Origin of the sequence: Rhizobium sp. R339 (genome assembly GCF_002211395.1) — a bacterium.
GTDB lineage: Bacteria > Pseudomonadota > Alphaproteobacteria > Rhizobiales > Rhizobiaceae > Rhizobium.
The window spans coordinates 825,895-842,594 of the sequence record NZ_LOKV01000001.1 but is presented as its reverse complement, the minus strand read 5'-3'; the positions used below and the strand labels follow the sequence as shown (position 1 = coordinate 842,594).

General features: G+C 62.7%; 20 protein-coding genes, 1 pseudogene and 1 riboswitch. Of the genes and pseudogenes, 6 read left to right on the top strand and 15 right to left on the bottom strand.

The window, feature by feature from the left end; genetic code table 11:
* Positions 1 to 67 precede the first annotated feature (67 nt).
* From ATY76_RS04125 to ATY76_RS04115, 3 genes are read right to left on the bottom strand one after another with little or no spacing between them, the layout of a single operon-like run.
* Entirely contained in the window at positions 68 to 832 is a 765-nt protein-coding gene (locus tag ATY76_RS04125; protein ID WP_088673473.1) for an ABC transporter ATP-binding protein, read from the bottom strand.
* Positions 829 to 1,869: an iron ABC transporter permease gene (locus tag ATY76_RS04120; RefSeq protein ID WP_088673472.1), complete on the bottom strand. Its 1,041-nt coding sequence runs from the start codon at positions 1,867 to 1,869 to the stop codon at positions 829 to 831. Before ATY76_RS04120 ends, ATY76_RS04125 begins: the two co-directional genes overlap by 4 nt.
* A complete protein-coding gene (locus ATY76_RS04115; protein ID WP_088673471.1) occupies positions 1,866 to 2,882 on the bottom strand; it encodes an ABC transporter substrate-binding protein in 1,017 nt (338 codons plus the stop codon). Before ATY76_RS04115 ends, ATY76_RS04120 begins: the two co-directional genes overlap by 4 nt.
* Positions 2,883 to 3,055: 173 nt before the next feature.
* A riboswitch (cobalamin riboswitch) is annotated at positions 3,056 to 3,311 on the bottom strand.
* A 200-nt stretch (positions 3,312 to 3,511) separates the two neighbouring features.
* On the opposite strand from ATY76_RS04115, the gene ATY76_RS04110 reads away from it, so the two are divergent.
* Complete coding sequence (locus tag ATY76_RS04110) at positions 3,512 to 4,303, top strand: hypothetical protein (RefSeq protein WP_088673470.1); 792 nt, start codon at positions 3,512 to 3,514, stop codon at positions 4,301 to 4,303.
* 93 nt (positions 4,304 to 4,396) lie between these two features.
* The gene (locus tag ATY76_RS04105) at positions 4,397 to 4,720 is read left to right on the top strand and encodes a hypothetical protein (protein ID WP_088673469.1); all 324 of its coding nucleotides are present in this window, start codon (positions 4,397 to 4,399) and stop codon (positions 4,718 to 4,720) included.
* A 201-nt stretch (positions 4,721 to 4,921) separates the two neighbouring features.
* Here the strand turns inward: ATY76_RS04105 and blh are convergent, their stop codons facing one another.
* The 4 genes and pseudogenes from blh to ATY76_RS04090 all read right to left on the bottom strand — a co-directional run bounded on the left by blh (position 4,922) and on the right by ATY76_RS04090 (position 7,677).
* Positions 4,922 to 6,202, bottom strand: a complete 1,281-nt coding sequence (blh, locus tag ATY76_RS04100; protein WP_088673468.1) for a bifunctional sulfur transferase/dioxygenase Blh — start codon at positions 6,200 to 6,202, stop codon at positions 4,922 to 4,924.
* Positions 6,203 to 6,427: 225 nt separating this feature from the next.
* A pseudogene (locus ATY76_RS34035) lies at positions 6,428 to 6,574 on the bottom strand (tRNA lysidine(34) synthetase TilS); the annotation flags it as partial.
* Positions 6,575 to 6,798: 224 nt separating this feature from the next.
* Positions 6,799 to 7,191, bottom strand: coding sequence for a hypothetical protein (locus tag ATY76_RS04095; protein WP_088673467.1), 393 nt, complete (start codon positions 7,189 to 7,191; stop codon positions 6,799 to 6,801).
* Positions 7,192 to 7,308: 117 nt separating this feature from the next.
* The gene (locus ATY76_RS04090; RefSeq protein ID WP_088673466.1) at positions 7,309 to 7,677 is read right to left on the bottom strand and encodes a DsrE family protein; all 369 of its coding nucleotides are present in this window, start codon (positions 7,675 to 7,677) and stop codon (positions 7,309 to 7,311) included.
* A 70-nt stretch (positions 7,678 to 7,747) separates the two neighbouring features.
* Between ATY76_RS04090 and ATY76_RS04085 the strand changes: the two genes are divergently transcribed.
* Positions 7,748 to 8,755 (top strand): AraC family transcriptional regulator, encoded by a 1,008-nt coding sequence (locus ATY76_RS04085; RefSeq protein WP_088673465.1) that lies wholly within the window; start codon positions 7,748 to 7,750, stop codon positions 8,753 to 8,755.
* Between the two features lie 509 nt (positions 8,756 to 9,264).
* Here ATY76_RS04085 and ATY76_RS33590 read toward each other — a convergent pair.
* Positions 9,265 to 9,405: a hypothetical protein gene (locus tag ATY76_RS33590; protein ID WP_190233579.1), complete on the bottom strand. Its 141-nt coding sequence runs from the start codon at positions 9,403 to 9,405 to the stop codon at positions 9,265 to 9,267.
* Between the two features lie 218 nt (positions 9,406 to 9,623).
* Between ATY76_RS33590 and ATY76_RS04080 the strand changes: the two genes are divergently transcribed.
* A complete protein-coding gene (locus ATY76_RS04080; protein ID WP_088673757.1) occupies positions 9,624 to 10,097 on the top strand; it encodes a VOC family protein in 474 nt (157 codons plus the stop codon).
* A gap of 209 nt (positions 10,098 to 10,306) precedes the next feature.
* Positions 10,307 to 11,152 carry an NAD(P)H-binding protein gene (locus ATY76_RS04075; RefSeq protein ID WP_088673464.1) on the top strand — a complete coding sequence of 282 codons (846 nt, stop codon included), beginning with the start codon at positions 10,307 to 10,309 and terminating at the stop codon, positions 11,150 to 11,152.
* Between the two features lie 190 nt (positions 11,153 to 11,342).
* Here ATY76_RS04075 and ATY76_RS04070 read toward each other — a convergent pair whose 3' ends face one another.
* Positions 11,343 to 11,495, bottom strand: coding sequence for a hypothetical protein (locus ATY76_RS04070; protein ID WP_190233578.1), 153 nt, complete (start codon positions 11,493 to 11,495; stop codon positions 11,343 to 11,345).
* 225 nt (positions 11,496 to 11,720) lie between these two features.
* Here ATY76_RS04070 and ATY76_RS04065 point away from each other — a divergent pair, with 225 nt between their 5' ends.
* A complete protein-coding gene (locus ATY76_RS04065; protein ID WP_088673462.1) occupies positions 11,721 to 12,134 on the top strand; it encodes a hypothetical protein in 414 nt (137 codons plus the stop codon).
* 16 nt (positions 12,135 to 12,150) lie between these two features.
* Here the strand turns inward: ATY76_RS04065 and ATY76_RS04060 are convergent, their stop codons facing one another.
* The 6 genes from ATY76_RS04060 to ATY76_RS04035 all read right to left on the bottom strand — a co-directional run bounded on the left by ATY76_RS04060 (position 12,151) and on the right by ATY76_RS04035 (position 16,671).
* Positions 12,151 to 13,275, bottom strand: coding sequence for a hypothetical protein (locus ATY76_RS04060; RefSeq protein ID WP_245309671.1), 1,125 nt, complete (start codon positions 13,273 to 13,275; stop codon positions 12,151 to 12,153).
* Between the two features lie 98 nt (positions 13,276 to 13,373).
* Positions 13,374 to 13,829, bottom strand: coding sequence for a hypothetical protein (locus tag ATY76_RS04055; protein ID WP_190233577.1), 456 nt, complete (start codon positions 13,827 to 13,829; stop codon positions 13,374 to 13,376).
* Between the two features lie 155 nt (positions 13,830 to 13,984).
* Positions 13,985 to 14,827, bottom strand: coding sequence for an SDR family NAD(P)-dependent oxidoreductase (locus tag ATY76_RS04050; RefSeq protein ID WP_088673460.1), 843 nt, complete (start codon positions 14,825 to 14,827; stop codon positions 13,985 to 13,987).
* A 119-nt stretch (positions 14,828 to 14,946) separates the two neighbouring features.
* Positions 14,947 to 15,471, bottom strand: a complete 525-nt coding sequence (locus tag ATY76_RS04045; protein ID WP_210199511.1) for a GNAT family N-acetyltransferase — start codon at positions 15,469 to 15,471, stop codon at positions 14,947 to 14,949.
* Positions 15,468 to 15,746, bottom strand: a complete 279-nt coding sequence (locus ATY76_RS04040; protein ID WP_088673458.1) for a DUF1778 domain-containing protein — start codon at positions 15,744 to 15,746, stop codon at positions 15,468 to 15,470. The genes ATY76_RS04045 and ATY76_RS04040 overlap by 4 nt, the downstream gene beginning before the upstream one ends.
* A gap of 100 nt (positions 15,747 to 15,846) precedes the next feature.
* Positions 15,847 to 16,671: a helix-turn-helix transcriptional regulator gene (locus ATY76_RS04035; RefSeq protein ID WP_088673457.1), complete on the bottom strand. Its 825-nt coding sequence runs from the start codon at positions 16,669 to 16,671 to the stop codon at positions 15,847 to 15,849.
* Positions 16,672 to 16,700: the final 29 nt, after the last annotated feature.

The following is a 16,700-nucleotide window of genomic DNA, read 5'->3' as shown; positions in this document are numbered from 1 at the left end:
CTTTAATTTAGAACAGGATTCAGATTTTAGGCCGAACGGGCCTAAAATCGTCCTGTTCTAGCCGCGATCAATCCATCCGGTACTGAATGTGATGCCGGCCGTGCACGGCCGATTTCTGCACATGGGCGCGCACGCCGAACACGCGCGCGATTAGATCCTCCGTCAGCACCGCTTCCGGCGCGCCGGCCGCCACCACCGCGCCCTTCTCCAGCACCGCCAGGCTGTCGCAGAACATCGCCGCCAGATTGAGATCGTGCAGCGCCACGATCGCGGTGATGCCGAGCCTGGAGATCAGCGCGAGAATGTCGAGCTGGTGCTGGATATCGAGATGGTTGGTCGGTTCGTCGAGCAGCAATTCGCTCGGCGCCTGCGCCAGCGACCGGGCGATATGCACGCGCTGGCGCTCGCCGCCAGACAGCGTCTGCCAGAGCTGACCCGCCCTCGCCCGCATGCCGACCCTGACAAGCGCCTCCTCGACGGCGGCATCATCCTCGGCGCCCCAGGGCGCAAGCAGCCCGCGATGCGGCGTGCGGCCGAGCCGCACCACGTCGCGCACGGTCAGCTGCGTCTCGGTCGTCGATTGCTGCTCGACGAAGGCGATGCGCCGCGCAAGGGCTGCGCGCGACAGCGAGGCGATATCCTCGTCGCCCAGCCGGATGACGCCGCTGCGGACCTTGCGCAGCCGGCAGATCAGCCTGAGCAGGCTTGATTTGCCCGAGCCGTTCGGCCCGAGGAGGCCGAGTACCTTGCCCTTTTCGACCGTCAGGCTGACGCCGTTGACGATGACGGTGTCGCCGGCGGCGAAACTTACCGCGTCGATCGAGATGCTCATGCGCTCCTCCGCACGCGATAGAGGATGACGGCGAAGGCCGGCGCTCCGAAGAGCGCGGTGACGACGCCGATCGGCAGCACCTGCTGCGGGATGATGATGCGCGAGACGATGTCGGCGCCGACCATGTAGATCGCGCCGCCGAGCGCCGTTGCCGGCAGCAGCCGCCGATGCCCCGGCCCGACGAGGAAGCGGGCGGCATGCGGAATGACGAGACCGACGAAGCCGATCGAGCCCACCATGCTGACGACGCTCGCCGTCATCGCCGCCGTCAGGGCAAAGAGCAGGATCTGGACGCGGCGGACAGCAATGCCGAGCGAGGCGGCCGCATCCGTGCCGAAGGCGAAGGCATCGAGCGCCCGGACATGCGCCATGCAGACGAGGAAACCGGCAAGCGCGATCGGCACCGAGAGATAGACATCCGGCCAGCGCACGCCGCTGAGCGAGCCCAGCAGCCAGAACAGCACGCCGCGCGCCTGCTCGGCATTGGCCGAGGTCGTGACGATATAGGAGGTGAGCGCATTGAAGAGCTGCGAGCCGGCGACACCGCAGAGGATGATGCGCTCGCCGGTGCCGCCCGACCCGGTGGCGAGAAAGCCGACCAGCAGGAAGGCGACGACCGCGCCGAGAAAGGCGCCGCTCGAAAGCCCGAGAACGCCATAGCCGAAACCGAGGATCATCACCGAGACCGCCCCCGTCGAAGCCCCGGCGGAAATACCGAGCACATAGGGTTCGGCCAGCGGATTGCGCAGCAGCGCCTGCAGGATGGCGCCCGACAGCGACAGCGAGGCGCCGGCGCTCGCCGCAACCAGCGCCCGACTGAGACGATAATCCCAGACGATGCCCTGGTGAATGCGGCTGAGCTCGAACGCGGTGCCGAACAGCCGGTTCGACACCGCCTCCGCCGTGGTCGTGAGCGGTATCGCGATCTCGCCGATCGAGACGGCAAGGCTGATCATCAGCCCGAGAAGAAGGACGGCGGCAATGGTGAGCGCGGCAAGCGCCCACCATCCCGGCTGCCTGGCCGAGGCTGCCGTCACTGGGTCAGGCCGAAGGACTTGATGCCCTTCGCCAATGTCTCGATGCCGTCGATCGTGCGGATCGTCGGGTTCATCGATTGCGCGTCCATCATCACGAAGCGCCGGTTCTTGACCGCATCCAACTCCCTGGTGACGGGATCCTTCTTGAGGAAATCGATCTTCACCGCGGGATCGTCGGCGGCATAACGGCGCCGGTCCATGGTGGCGAGCACGATGACGGCGGGGTTCGCCTCGGAGATGGTTTCCCAGCCGACCAGCGGCCATTCCTCTTCGGTGGTCACGACATTCCTCGCGCCGATCGCCTTCAGAATGTAGGCCGGCGCACCGTTCTTGCCGGCGATGAAGGCGTCGCCATTGACCTCCTTGCTGGAGAACCAGAAGACGACGGGCAGGTTCTTGCCCGCCGCACCCGATATCGAAGCCACCGCATCGGCCTCGCGCTTCTTCAATTCAGTGATCAGCGCATCGCCGCGCTCCTTCACGTCGAAGATCTCGGAAAGCTCGGCGATTTCCCGATAGATCAGCTCCATCGTGAACAGCTCCTTGCGCACCCCGTCGCCGCCATCGGCATTGACCTTGGCGACGCAATCGGCCGGCGAAAGATAGGTGTTGATGCCGAGGTCCTCGAACTGCTCGCGCTTGCCGACCGAGCCCTGCGCGCCGACATGCCATTCGAACTCGGCCGCCACCAGATCCGGCTCCCGGCCGACGACGGATTCGAAGCTCGGATCGTTGTCTGCAAGCCGCTTGATCCCCTTGTTGGCCTCGGCATATTGCGGCAGGACAGGGCCGACCCAGACCGCCGTGCCGGCGATCTTTTCGGCAAGGCCGAGCGAGAAGAGAATTTCGGTCATGCCCTGGCCGATCGAAACGATCTTCGACGGCGCTTTGCGGAAGGTCACCTCCTTGCCGCAATTGGCGATGGTGAGCGGATATTGGGTGGCGGCAAGGCCCGGTGCCGCAAGGCCAATCAGCCCGAAGGCGAATGTCATGGTGGCGAGAAACTGGCGCATGAAAACCTCGATTGATAGGGAAAAGCAAAGGCTCTGCCGCGCGGCCAAAGGGGCACGCGGACGCGCAAAACCTAGCCGCAGGCGGCCCAATCGAGACGGATGCATGCCGCAATTCGGCGAAGGGTCAGAAGGTCAATCATGTCTGCTCCTTGTCCGGGCATCCCCGCCCGGTTGATTGGATCGTGATTGACGGCAGGTCTCCTGGCTCACGAATATCCGCCGCTCATCCGCCTTCCCGCGATAGCTCGCAGTGGCCGGGCCTCCAGGCCCCAGGAAATGCCGGCGCGCCGGCTCTCCCGATATGAACGACAATCCGCTTACAGTTGCGGGGGCAGCCACGGTCTCGGTCCCTCTTGGGGTCGTCCTCACCGTGTTCCCTATTAATCCCCTCGGAGTCATCCTCAGGAAACCGTCACCCCCAGTTACGTCGCCACCCCGGCCGGCGTCAATGATTATTGCGCGGATCGGTTGGTGGGCCGCCAATCCCGGCGCCTTCGACGCCGCCGCGGCAATTACCCCTGGATATGGTCCAATGACTGGTTGAAGTGGAAAGCGATGTATACTGCGTGAATACCTGGTATCCCATGATCGTCCCGACACCTCACTCTATTCTCGGACAGCGGTAAATCATGCAGCGTTTCACAGACCTCTCCGAAATCGAATGGATCAAAAATGGCATTGCGAAGGCAACGCCGGAGACGCTCGGCACGGTATCGCGCCTCATCCCGCCGATCTTCCCCGCCTACGTGAAAGTGTTTCATCCGATTTACGAAGATCTGACGGTCGAGGACGCACAACTCTCCTGGCAAGACCACGCAAAGCTTGCTGACGAATTCGCTTCAGCAAAGCCGGGAGATACCTTGGCGACGATCCTGAACAGTTGCACGATGGTTTATGGCGGACCAGGGCCAGATGCTCAGCTCGTCCCACTTCGCTGGCGCGCGCTTTGCGACGCCCTTGGCATGCCCTATGCACCGACCCTATCGGTATGGTCGTTCACCCGGCGCTTCGCTGGCGGCAGCTGGCCAAAACGATTGATCGGGCCGGACGAGGGAAATCTTGCGCCACCTGAGCGCGACGCACTCATCTCTATTCTCCGTCGTCATACGCCCTCAGCTCATTGCTTTTTTCATCTCTGGTTGCTGGCAACCGAGATTATGGAGGATCTGGTATTTCGAGCGACACTCGCCGAGGCAGCTGCTTTCCCGGATGAAGTTCCCGACGCCCGCCTGACGCCAACGCATTGGTTCCCTGAAGATCGCAGCTGGCTTGTTTGCAGCGACTACGATCTGACCTTCACGCTCGTCGGAGGATCCGAATTGTTGGCACAGGACCTGTTGGACAGCCAGGCGCTCGAATGTGTACGAGTTTATCCTAATACGAGAATTGATTCCCGCGCCGACATCCCCGATCCTCTATAGGTTCGCTCGCGAGACTCCGCATTCACACTACCGTTCCTTGCAAAAACCTGCCTACAACAAGCAGCAGAACACCGGCCGTTCCGGGAGATCTTCATGCAATCAAGATACAGGATCGGCGGCATCTTCTGCCTGCTGCTGGCCGGTGCGATCGCCTGGCAGGCGATCTGGCTGCCGCTGCATGATGCGAGCCTCGGCGCCGAGATGATCGCCTGGATGCCGCGCGCCACCGTCGTCGTCGGGTTGTGCCTGGTGTTCGGCGTCTATTTCCTGGCGACGGGCAATCGCTATCCCTATCGCGACGTGGAACGGCAGACGCTGACGCCCGTCGGCTGGACGCTATGCGTGGTGATCGGCATCGTCGCTCTGGCCGGCTTCTTCGGCATGGATATGATGCTGCGGTCGATGGGGTATCGGTGATGGACGTTGCCGCCATCTCGGAGCACCCGCCCCGTCCTTCGAGGCCCCTGCGGGGCACCTCAGGATGAGGCTCTCTTGAGCCTCGCCGGCATTCCGCCAACTGTTATGGGGCGCGGCATTCTCCCACCTCCCTCATGCTGAGGTGCGCAGCCCGTAGGGCGGAGCCTCGAAGCACGCGCCGCAACGCTACTCCCTGCGTTCCTACAACCCATCCAACGGTATCTTCAAATACCGCCGCCCGTTCTCCTCCGGCTCCGGCAGTCTCCCGCCCCGAATGTTGACCTGCAGGGCGTGCAGCATCAGCTTCGGTTTCGCGAGTGTGCGATCGCGCGCCTGCCGGAGCGCCACGTAGGCGGCCTCGTCCTTGCCTGATATGTGCGGATTGTCGCGTTTCTGGGCGGCGACCGTGCTTTCACAGCGGGGGTGGCGGCCGTTCGGCTGGTAGTCATGGCCGGAAAACAGGCGGGTTTCCTCGGGCAGCAACAGGATCGCCTGGATCGAGCGCCAGAGGGCGGCCGCGCTGCCGCCGGGAAAATCCGTGCGCGCCGTGCCGGAATCCGGCGTGAACACCGTGTCGTGCACGAAGGCGGCGTCGCCGACGACATAGGTGATCGAGGCCAGCGTATGGCCCGGCGAAAACATCACCCGCGCCTCCATCGCGCCGATCTTGAAGGTCTCGCCGTCGGCAAACAACCGGTCCCATTGCGAGCCGTCGGTTTCAAGCGCCGGAAAATGATAGATGTCCTTCCACAGCGCCTGCACGTCGGTCACATGCTCGCCGATTGCCGTCGGCGCGCCGGTCCGGCCTTTCAGATAATGGGCGGCGGAGAAATGGTCGGCATGCGGATGGGTGTCGAGGATCCATTCGAGCGCGAGGTGCTCGGCAGCGATATAGGCGAGGATGGCATCGGCGCTCGCCGTGCCTGTCGCGCCTGACGTTTCGTCGAAATCGAGCACCGGGTCGATGATGGCGCACCGCCGCGTCGCCGGATCAGTCACGACATATTGCACGCTCGAGGTGGCGGGATGGAAGAAGGCCTTCACATCAGGCGCCTGCCTCGCCCGCTTTTCGAGAAAACGCCGCGCGCCGGCAAGATCGAAGCCGTGGCCCTGGCCGAAGGCTTCGACGTCGCCTGATTTCATCCGCCCGTCCAGCACCTCGCCCAGCGCAAAAAGCGTCAGCGCCCGTGTGCCGCTCTTGCAATGGGCAAGCACCGGCCCCTTGGCCTCGGCCATCGCCGCCTGAAAGGCGCGGATATCGGCCTCGGTAATGTCGGCGCCCTTCACCGGCACGAAACTGTAGGAAAGCCCGGCGGCGGCAGCGGCGGCTTTTTCCGCCGCATTGCCGGGCTGCCCGGGCTCCTCGCCATCCGGCCGGGCATTGATGACGCCGGCAAAACCGCGCGCCGCAAAATCGGCAAAGTCCGCTGCATCGGGCTGCCCCGCCACCGATATCAGCTCATTGACCCTCACGGACGTCATCGAAGCCCCCTATGCGGATAATCTCATATGGATGGGGCTCGCGGTCAAGGAAATCCACCCGAGGTCAATGGTGGGAGGCGGCGCGCAGCGCTGCGGCCGATCCTTCGAGGCTCCAGCCTTCGGCTTCCACACCTCAGGATGAGGTCGGTTGGTGGATGCCGCGGCAACGCTCACGAGAGCCTCATCCTGAGGTGCCCCCGCCAGGGGCCTCGAAGGACGAGGCACACCCCCTCCTCCGTCATTCCTGTGCTTGTCACAGGAATCCAGTGCGCCCAAGTCCTTGGGCGCAGAAGACTTTTCCTTCTGGCGTGAGTTATTCACCGCGCCGACGCGCGGTGGCTGGATTCCTGTGACGAGCACAGGAATGACGGAGGAGACGTAAGTGACCCCGTAGAAAGGTAGAATGATGCAAGAAGCAGCGCTGCGGCGCGATCCTTCGAGGCTCCAGCCTTCGGCTTCCACACCTCAGGATGAGGTCGGTTGGTGGATGCCGCGGCAACGCTCACGAGAGCCTCATCCTGAGGTGCCCCGCAGGGGCCTCGAAGGACGAGGCGGGCGCCCCCGCGGGCGCGTAAAGCAGTCTCACACCCAGCCAATCACGGCCGCATCGGCCCCTGCAGGCGGTCCATGACCTGAAGCAGGAGATCGGCGCAGGCCTTCATCGGCTCATCTTCCGCGCATTTCAGATCGATCCTGGTGTCGCCGTCCTCGATGCGGAAGCGGGCGGCCTTGGAGGGCGACGGTCCGCGGTGGTAGCCGCGGTAGAAGCCCATGTCGCCTCTCCGGCCGTGCGGCGAGAAAGCCAGGCGGTCTCTCGACGGCCCGTCCCGCATGACGTCCTCGCCGGGCGGAGACGGCGGCGGCGAGCCGGCATCGGCGGCTGGCGGCGGCGGGGCTGCGCCTGATGGCGGCGGGGCGGATGATTCCTGGGCGAAGGCGGCGCCGGTGAGTGCGGCAAGCGCAAGGCCGGTGAGCAAAAATCTTTGCATGGCGATCGTTCCTCTGCTGGAAGTGTCGGGCGTTTCCTAAACCCCGCAGCCCGGGCTTTGGTTCATGCCGCTTTGCCGCCTTCGCCGGGAAGCACGAAGTTGTGAACCGCGCTCCCATCAAAAGGAGAGCGTCGCCGCGCCCTGCTTGATCTCGGCATGCATGGCGCTGGCGCCGACGATGACGACGCCGTCGAGCATATCCGCCTCCGTATAGCCGCGCGCGGTGACGCAGGGCGGGCAGGCCCAGATCGTGCCGCCGCGCTGAAGGAAATTTTCGATCAGGCTCGACAGCGGATCGAGCGGCGGCACATGCGTCATCCGCTGGCCGCCCTTCCGCACGAGATCGATCCCCGTGCTAGTGAGGAAGACCGAAACCTTCAGCCCGGCCGTGATCCCGCCGTTGGCGATGGTGAAGGCGACGGAAGAGATTTCGGATTCGATGCCCTTGGTGATCAGCACGACCAGCTTGTCGCTTTGCGTTTGCATAGTATTCTCCTTGGAATGGACCTGAACGGCTCCACCATAGGAGGGCGCGCGGGACGCGTATTTGGCCGGAATGCGGGAAGCCTTGTCCGAAAATCCTGGGGTGATGGGCGTGGCGCGCGACGACGTGCTCTCGGCGCTGCTCGCCAACATCCGCCTGTCCGGCTCGCTGCAATTCTGCTTCATGCCGACCGGCGACTGGCAGACCGATGCAGCACCTTCGCTGGCCGCCCTTTCGGCGAGAGCCTCCGGCACCATGCCTTTCCATATCGTCGTCGCCGGCCGCTGCTGGCTGAAGGTGGAAGCCGAAGTGACCGATCTCGAAGCCGGCGACGTGCTGGTCTTCCCCTTCGGCACCGGCCATCAGCTGGGCGCCGGCCGGGACGGCATGCTGGTGCTGCCGACGCGCGACTTGCCTCAGAAACCCTGGCGGGAGATCCCCGTGCTGCGCTATGGCGCGGAAAGCGAGGGCGTGCGCCTGCTCTGCGGCTACCTGCAGTGGGAGGGCCTGAGCTTCGGCCCGCTGCGCCAGGCGCTGCCGAAACTCATCCATGTCAGGACGCGGGCCGCCAATGAGAGCGACTGGGACGGCGACTGGCTGCGCGCCACCATCCGCCAGATGACCGACGAGGTCGACCGGCCGCGCGCCGGCGGCGTCTCCATGCTGCCGCGGCTGACGGAAATCATCTTCATCGAGATCCTGCGCCATCAGATCATGATGGCCGCGCCGCATGCGACGGGCTGGCTGGCGGCCCTGGCCGACCCCGCCCTTTCCCGCTGCCTCTCGCTGATCCACGACGATCCCCACCGTGACTGGTCGCTGGATGAGCTCGCCGCCTGCGCCGGCCTCTCGCGTAGCGCCCTTGCCGACCGCTTCCAGTCGATCCTCGCCACCTCGCCGATCCGCTACATCAGGGACTGGCGCCTGACGCTCGCCAGCATGGCGCTGACGACTTCCACCCAGCCGATCGCAGCCATCGCCTACGACGCCGGCTACGCCACCGAAGCCGCCTTCAACCGCGCGTTTTCCCGTGCCTTCGGCACGCCGCCTGCCGCGTGGCGGGCGGCGGCGCGGAGTTAGCAGTGGCATCTGAAATGCAAGCCGCACCGCCGGAGCGCCTGCTTCGAGGCTCCGCCCTCTCGGGCTGCGCACCTCAGCATGAGGGACCGTTGGAGAATGCCACGCTGCAGCACCCACGAGAGCCTCATCCTAAGGTGCCCGACGGGCCTCGAAGGACGAGGCGGGCGCGCCGGCGTTGAATGGATGCGAGCAGCAGCGCTATGGCATGATCCTTCGAGGATCCAACCTCCGCGGACGCCTAATCTCTCCTCCGTCATTCCTGTGCTTGTCACAGGAATCCAGTGCGCCCAAGTCCTTGGGCGCGGGAGACTCTCTTTGGATAAGATTCATTCACCGCGCAGACGCGCGGTGGCTGGATTCCTGTGACAAGCACAGGAATGACGGAGGAAAGGTAAGTTGCCGATGGAGGCAGAATGGATGCAAGAAGCAGCGCTGCGGCACGATCCTTCGAGGCTCCAGCCTTCGGCTTCCGCACCTCAGGATGAGGTCCGTTGGAGGCTGCCTCCCCTCTAAAACACGCTGCCGACTGCGCGGTCGGCAAGGAGCTGCAAAGTATTAATCGCGCCGTAAATTCCACGGCCGCCGTAATAAAAGCTGGCCCACAGCAGCACGCTGAGAAAAAAAGCTGCAATGAAGGCCCAGAACTTCACGCAAGACGTCTTTCTGATACAGCTAGACTTATTTTATATTAGAAATGTTTACTATATAAATCCCGCAAACGCAAATAGAATTATTCAACCTTAAGATTGCATAACATCGGCAGGCAAGCGCGCTTGGTCGAAATAGCCCGGATGGGCTGGAGAAAGCCGCCTCGCCCCTTATGTCAAGCATGAGATCGGAAACGACGAACGAAGGAACCGATGCCATGCTGAACAAGAACACCATCTGCCTCTGGTACGACAAGGACGCCGAGGCGGCCGCCCGCTTTTACACCGAGGTCTTTCCAGGCAGCGCCATGGGCGCGGTCATCCGGGCGCCCGGAGATTATCCCGAGGGCAAGCAGGGAGAGGTGCTGGTGGTCGAATTCACCGTCGCCGGTGTGCCCTGCATCGGGCTGAACGGCGGCGCGTCGATCAAGCACAATGAATGCTTCTCCTTCCAGATCGCCACCGAAGATCAGGAGGAAACCGACCGCTACTGGAACGCCATTATCGGCAATGGCGGCCAGGAAAGCGCCTGCGGCTGGTGCAAGGACAAGTGGGGCGTCTCCTGGCAGATCACCCCACGGGCGCTGAGCGAAGCGCTGAAGGCCGAGCCCGCCGAGGCCAAGCGCGCCTTCGACGCGATGATGACCATGCACAAGATCGACATCGCCGCCATCGAAGCGGCCCGGCGCGACTGAGGCGCTGGCCGTCAAAGTTCTCTTATACCGCCAGAAAGCAAAAAGCCCCGCCAATCATTGACGGGGCTGTTCTTGCTGAAAATCGCTTCGCTATAGATCCTGGGAGAATCAATGCCTGCCTTCTGCCAGGCCAGGCTGGCGCGAAGCTTGCGCCACCACAGGAACCAGCCGTGACCCGCTTCGTTTCCCGGAAAACAGCGAGGTGAAACATGTATGTGGTTCTCGGTGCAACAGGCAATGTCGGCTCCGGCCTCCTGGGGGCGCTGCGAGCGTCCGGCGAAAGCGTCATCGCGGTCGTCCACAGCGCGGAAAAGGCGCGCGCGATCAGCGGCGGCAATGTCGAGGCGGTGGTGCAGGATGTCTCGGATGCGGCGGGGTTGCGGGCCGTCTTCCGGCGCGGCAGGCGTGCCTTTCTCCTCAATCCGCCGGCCGATCCCGAGACCGATACCAACAGGGAAGAGCTGAAGACCGCACGCAGCATTGGCGCCGCGCTCGAGAATTCCGGCCTCGAAAAACTCGTGGTGCAATCGACCTATGGCGCCAGGCAGGGCGATGGCATCGGCGATCTCTCCGTGCTTTACGAATTCGAACGGCTGGCTGAGGCGAGCGGCATTGCCACGGCCATCAACCGCGGCGCCTATTACTACACCAATCTCGACATGCTGCTGGAACCGGCCCGGCAGGGCTCCATCCCGACCGCCTTTCCCGAAGACCTCACCCTGCCGATGGTCTCGCCCGCCGATCTCGGCAAGGCCGCCGCCGCGCGCCTGGCAAGCCCGGTGAGCGACAGCGGCATTCACTATGTGGAAGGGCCCGAGCGATATGATTTCGCGGATGTCGCGGCTGCCTTCTCCTCGCTCGTGGCAAAACCCGTCCGCGTCGCGACGACGCCGCGCAGCGATCTGGAGGAGAGCTTCCGCGCGCTCGGTTTTTCACCCGCCGCCGCCCGCTCCTATGCCCGCATGACCGAAGCGACGCTCGACGGCCCCGAATTGCCGCCGGCGCCGCATCGCGGCACGATCAGGCTTGAAGATCATATCGCAGCGCTTGGATGATCTGCCCTGGAAACAGCGACTTAAGGCGCATCGGCTGAATCAAATTCTCAGCGACGTGTTGCTGACATCATCGCGCCACGGGTTTTCAAACGCTGCCATGGATGCCGCCAACCCTCAAGAGAGCCTGTCCTGAGGTGCGATCCGCAGGATCGCCTCGAAGGACGAGGCGGGCGCACCGCCCCTCCTCCCGTCAATCGCCGACCGTAAATCCCCACGACGACGGATCGATCAACTCGCGCGGCGGGATCATCTCCTTGATATCGACCGGCCGGCGTTTCGTCTCGACGGCGGCGAAGATCTCGATGGCGCCGGATGCATCGCGGCCGATGAGTTTCAGCGGCATGCCATCCCGGGTGACGCATTCGGCTCTCAAGACATTCTTGACGGCCGGCCTCAGAATATCGGGCTTCAAATCGAACCAGGCGCAATCTTCTCCGCGGTGCGACGAGGTTTGTCACGATAAAATCCTCGCCGATCTCCAAATGCCGGGCAACGGCAATCCCTCTTGCCACTCTGATTGACTTGAAGAGAAAATCAATATTCATTCAAGCCGAAGTTGAGGATTTATATGAAAACGCCTTTATATTTCTTGCTCTTAGCAACGTCATTGATTCCGCTGTCGGCCTGCACGACGACCTCCGAAGGCCTCCGCCGGCAGTCGGAGTCGATCACCGCCCGCAGCGGCGTCAAAATGCTGGTGGCCAAGAACTGGCATATCGACGACGACTGCCGCCATATCGACTACCCCGCCATTGACATCGTCGAACAGCCCCAACACGGCCGCCTGGAAATCGTCCACGAACCGCTCTTCCCCAAGCTCGACGGAAAAGCCTCGAAATGCGAAAAGACGAGGGTCAACGGCGTCGTCGGCTATTACACGTCCGACCCCGGCTACATCGGCAAAGACCGCCTCGTCATCCGCTCGCCCTATGAAGAGGGCAAGACGGAAGAAGGCGTGCTGAACGTGACGGTGGTGAAGTAGACGGCCATCCGGCCGATCAATCGCTGACAGAAAATCCCCATGAGGACGGATCGATCAATTCCGGCGGCGGGAGCATTTCCTTGAGCTCGACCGGGCGGCGTTTGATCTCGACGGCGGTGTAGCTTTCCCCGCGTCCCCATCCCGAGTGAATGTTGATTTTGAGAGATACGCCATCCGGCGTCAGGCATTCGTGTCTGCCCGCATCGGCAAGCCCAGGCTTCATGTCGAACCAGGCGCAGGCTTCTCCGAGCGCGTCGCCGTTCCGTTTTAAGTCGACCTCGCCGAGCTTGAGCTGGAAAATATTGTATGGCTGCTTAGGATCGAGCGGTGCACGACCGGCATGAAGGCTATGTCTGCCCTTGGAGTACGTGATGTGGATCCCCTGGTTTTCCAGTTCGTTCCAAATCGTCAGTTTTAAAGCACCGCCCTTTTCGCGGCGCTCTTCCGAGCGCCAGGGATAGTGTCGTAATATTCTGACTTCCGACCATCCTCCGACCATTTTAGCTTCAAAATCGACAAGAGCTTCAGGCTCGGGATAATCCCGTAGCGGCTTCAGCCAGAACCATGGATCGAACAACCTCTTCGGCGGCGCAACCTCGGATTCCGCGACGGCTGTTCGGTCGAGCCGGACCAATTGCGTGTCGCTCATCGGCTTCCCGACGCGGAACAGAACCTTTTCCGCAACTTCAATGCCGTCGGCCGACAGACAACTGAACCAAAGCGGCGACATCGCGTCACTTGTGCGGATGAGTTGCCGCCAGTTGCAAGCTTCTCCAGCTTGATTGTCAGTCTCGCCGGTTTCATTTGTTTGCTTCACGCTGAGGTCCAGGCTCCGTTCGGTCCTTTCAATGCTCATCCACGTAAAGTCTTCGTTGCCGGTCTTGGTCGTCCGCAACACGGTGTTGTCGAAGAAATTCCCGTAGGAGACGGTTGTTTGGTCGCCATTGACCGATTCAACCCGCGTCCAGCCCTTGTGATGAACGACCGAACGCGACATTTCCTTCGGCTCACCATAAAAGTTCCGAACGATCATCGACGCGGTGTAGTCCGGAACATTGCGTGTGGGCGCAAAAGGAACTTCGCCGGCATTGCCGAAGCCGGCAGCGAGCATGAAGAGACAGGTCGCAATACGTCTTTTCACGAACGTCACTCCGAATTTTTGGAAGCAGCTGCCAAACAGAGCCGGGCATTCATCGGCGCATAAAATGTCCTTACGAACGGTCCGAGGCCGCAGCGTTGTTAGTCCTGGCCGTTCGGAAACTTCGCATAGTCGCAAATCCCGGTATGATAGAACGGCTGTCCTGCAATTTCGGTCTTTGACATGCCGAATTCTAGGACGCCGTTTTTCTTATCGCGATACCAATAGGCTGCGCCGATGAATTCAGCCAAGCGTCCGCAATCTCCCATACCGAATCCCGTATGGAGCAGCAGGGTTTTGCCTTTGAGGCTCCCCTTCAGCACTTTCTCAACTTCGAACTCGCCACGTATCATCCGGAAGATTTCGCTTTTCGCTTTCGGATCCTCCACGTCGACACCGACCGTAACCGATTTCATCCGGCCCCTGACGACAAAATCGGAGCTGGCAAACAGCTCCTTGTCGGACATTTTTTGGCAACTGCAGGCGGATGCCTCCGAAGCCGGCAGCGCCATCAGGACCGACGCGGCGACGAAGGCCGCGGCACGATATGAATTCATTGAAATCCCCCTCCCGCGCGGCTGAAATCTTGCGCGGTCAATCGACAGCATCACCGGAGATTTGTCGGGATTGAGGCGAAGGGGTGGCCGATTTCTCGCGATGGTGGAAAGAAGCCATACGATGTGGCTATCACGAAGATCAGCCCTGCAGAATTTCAGCTTTTCGCAAAGTCCCCCGCGGTCAGGGGAACGGGCCTGTAGCCGTTGACATCGGCGATGTCGTATTCCCGGCCGAGCTCTGCCGCCACCAGAACCCGTCCGGATTTCGACATCAGCGCGGGATCTCGCCAAAGTCCGGCAATGACATGGCCGATGAACTGAGGAGATTCGGAGTTGGACAGGTCGAAATATTCGGCATTCTCCATCACCGCTTCGGTGCGGACCAGGCCGGGATAGAGCGAGACGGCGGCGACATTGTGCGGACGCAGCTCATGGGCGAAATCGGCGGCCATCTTGTCCGTGGCAGCCTTGCCGATGCCGTAGATGGCGTTGCCCTCGTAGAGCTGCGCCGCCCAGAAGGAAATATTGACGATCAGGCCGCGCCGCGCCGGGATCATCATTGGGGCGACGGCGCGCGAGGTCATGAAAGCAGCCCTCAGCGCCGTGCCGATCATCGCGTCCCACCGCCAGACGGGCTGGTCCCAGAAAGGCCGGGGCCAGGTAAAATCGCCATCCTCGACCATGTTTTCATAACCGGGCCAGGCGTTGTTCACCAGAATATCCAGCCTGTTGCCGGCTCTGATTTCTTCAGCCACGCGCTCGGTTTCGGCGTCGCTGCCGTGGTCGCATTGATGCAGGACGACGGTTCCGGGGAGCGCCGCAGCCTCTCGCGCGAGCCCCTCCAGCGATCCCGCGCTCTTGCCTCCCTGACTTGCCTTCGCCTCGGAAAGGGTCCGCCCGGTCACATGCACCGTGGCTCCCTCGGCGAGCAGAGCAAGCGCAATCCCACGGCCGACACCGCTGCTCGCACCCGTCACCAACGCGACGACATCCTTCATGTCTGCTGGCCTCCCCCGTGGCTGTTTGCAGCGGCATGCATTGGAGCTGTGGTTATATCGCCCTCAAGACGAGAACGAAAGGCGGCGGACCGCTGGAGCCGGTGCGCCGAAACGCACCTTTAGGAACGACCGCCAACCGCCTGCAACGCCGCCGCGATCGTGGCGAGCGGGATGACCAGCGAGAGAGGCGCGTCGAGCAGCGGAATCGCGCTATATGTCTTGTACCAGTCGGCCACCCTACCGTTCTTGGCGTCGATCGCCATCACAACGCCGCCGACTTCGGCGGTAACGCGCAGGCATCGCTTGCCGGCAGCCAGCAGCAATTGGCCGCCCATCCCCTGCCCTTGCAGCCGTGTATCGACAGCCAGACGCGTCAGCCGGAAACCCGGCACCTCATGCCGGGCAAGACCGCGCTTGACGTCATCAGGGACGATCTCAGCTCTGATGGATGTTGGGGCGAGGCTGTAAAAGCCGAGAACCGTTTTTCCATCGGCATCGTCTATCGCAAGGAAGGTCTTGGAACCGCCCTGCTCATGGCTCTGACGTGCATAGCGCTGCAGAAAATCATTGAGGCCGGCATCGCCGCAGTCGAAGGATTTGCGATCATGATGTTTGCCGATCGGCTCTTCGTGCCAGGCGATCATATCGATTTCGGCAGCGCTCGGGCAGCCGCCAGCAGCCTCTCATTCGGCTGAGGCGGATTTTCCAGGAGTTCGAGAATGCGCCCGTAATCGCGTTCGGATGCCTTGATGACCTCCGCTTCGGCGATGACGGCCTCCGCCTCGCGCAATGCGGATTGCGTCACGAAATTGGTGAGATCGGTATTGCGGAGGGCCGCCGCCCGCACCAGCTTGGCTTTCGCTGATGCAGCAACCCGCAGGCTCATGCGCTCATTGTCTTCGACAGCCACTCTCGGCATGGAACGCTCCATCTGTACTTATTGAAAGCGTACTGCCGATGGTAACGCGTGTCAATTACCGTGCGCTTTCAATACGCACAACAGACGAAGGCCACCCACTTTACCCCACCACCCGCCTGATCTTCTCCGCATCCTCCGCCGTCGCCGGATTATACACAACCATGCTGAGGTCCGGCCGCCCGTCCACCTGGAAGGCGGAATATTCGAAGGAGAGCAGGCCCAGCACCGGGTGCTTGATGTGCTTGGCGCCCTCGCCGTGGCTGCGCACGTCGTTGTCGCGCCACATGGCGAGAAATTCCGGGCTCCTGCGGCAGAGTTCGTCGACCAGCGGCTCGACTTCGGCCGCAGCACCGGCGCGGGCGGCATCGACGCGGAAGGCGGCGACGACGAAGCGGGCGACACTTTCCCAGTCATATTGGGCGGCGCGCACGCGCGGATCGAGGAAGATGAAGCGCAGCACGTTGCGCTCTTCCGGCGGCAGCGCGCCGTAATCGGTCAGCAGCACGGTCGCCGCCCGGTTCCAGGCGACCACGTCCCAGATGGCGTTGCGGATCAGCGCCGGGCTCGGGTCGAGCGCATCGAGCACGCCCTGCAGGCGCGGCGTCACACCCTGTTCGCTGCGGTAGCGCACCTCCGGCGGGCGGCCGAGGCCGATGAGGAAGAGGTGCTCGCGCTCGATATCGGTCAGCATAAGCGCCCGCGAGATCCGGTCGAGCACGTCGGCGGAGGGCGCGCCGCCGCGGCCCTGCTCCAGCCATGTATACCAGGTGGGGCTGATATTGGCGCGGCTTGCCACCTCCTCACGGCGAAGCCCCGGCGTGCGCCGCCGCTCTGCGGCAAAGCCCAGCGCTGCCGGATCGAGCTTGGCGCGGCGGTCCTTGAGATAGGCGCCGAGCCGGTTTTCGGTGCTGACGAATTCGCTCATCCTGTTAGCTTTTATACCATGATAAGATC

What these genes read in the sequence shown, in the direction of transcription:
- ATY76_RS04125 (WP_088673473.1), bottom strand. Translation starts at nt 832, where the DNA reads ATGAGCATCTCGATCGACGCGGTAAGTTTCGCCGCCGGCGACACCGTC.
- ATY76_RS04115 (WP_088673471.1), bottom strand. Translation starts at nt 2,882, where the DNA reads ATGCGCCAGTTTCTCGCCACCATGACATTCGCCTTCGGGCTGATTGGC.
- ATY76_RS04110 (WP_088673470.1), top strand. Translation starts at nt 3,512, where the DNA reads ATGCAGCGTTTCACAGACCTCTCCGAAATCGAATGGATCAAAAATGGC.
- ATY76_RS04105 (WP_088673469.1), top strand. Translation starts at nt 4,397, where the DNA reads ATGCAATCAAGATACAGGATCGGCGGCATCTTCTGCCTGCTGCTGGCC.
- blh (WP_088673468.1), bottom strand. Translation starts at nt 6,202, where the DNA reads ATGACGTCCGTGAGGGTCAATGAGCTGATATCGGTGGCGGGGCAGCCC.
- ATY76_RS04095 (WP_088673467.1), bottom strand. Translation starts at nt 7,191, where the DNA reads ATGCAAAGATTTTTGCTCACCGGCCTTGCGCTTGCCGCACTCACCGGC.
- ATY76_RS04090 (WP_088673466.1), bottom strand. Translation starts at nt 7,677, where the DNA reads ATGCAAACGCAAAGCGACAAGCTGGTCGTGCTGATCACCAAGGGCATC.
- ATY76_RS04085 (WP_088673465.1), top strand. Translation starts at nt 7,748, where the DNA reads ATGCGGGAAGCCTTGTCCGAAAATCCTGGGGTGATGGGCGTGGCGCGC.
- ATY76_RS04075 (WP_088673464.1), top strand. Translation starts at nt 10,307, where the DNA reads ATGTATGTGGTTCTCGGTGCAACAGGCAATGTCGGCTCCGGCCTCCTG.
- ATY76_RS04070 (WP_190233578.1), bottom strand. Translation starts at nt 11,495, where the DNA reads ATGCCGCTGAAACTCATCGGCCGCGATGCATCCGGCGCCATCGAGATC.
- ATY76_RS04065 (WP_088673462.1), top strand. Translation starts at nt 11,721, where the DNA reads ATGAAAACGCCTTTATATTTCTTGCTCTTAGCAACGTCATTGATTCCG.
- ATY76_RS04055 (WP_190233577.1), bottom strand. Translation starts at nt 13,829, where the DNA reads ATGAATTCATATCGTGCCGCGGCCTTCGTCGCCGCGTCGGTCCTGATG.
- ATY76_RS04050 (WP_088673460.1), bottom strand. Translation starts at nt 14,827, where the DNA reads ATGAAGGATGTCGTCGCGTTGGTGACGGGTGCGAGCAGCGGTGTCGGC.
- ATY76_RS04045 (WP_210199511.1), bottom strand. Translation starts at nt 15,471, where the DNA reads ATGATCGCCTGGCACGAAGAGCCGATCGGCAAACATCATGATCGCAAA.
- ATY76_RS04040 (WP_088673458.1), bottom strand. Translation starts at nt 15,746, where the DNA reads ATGCCGAGAGTGGCTGTCGAAGACAATGAGCGCATGAGCCTGCGGGTT.
- ATY76_RS04035 (WP_088673457.1), bottom strand. Translation starts at nt 16,671, where the DNA reads ATGAGCGAATTCGTCAGCACCGAAAACCGGCTCGGCGCCTATCTCAAG.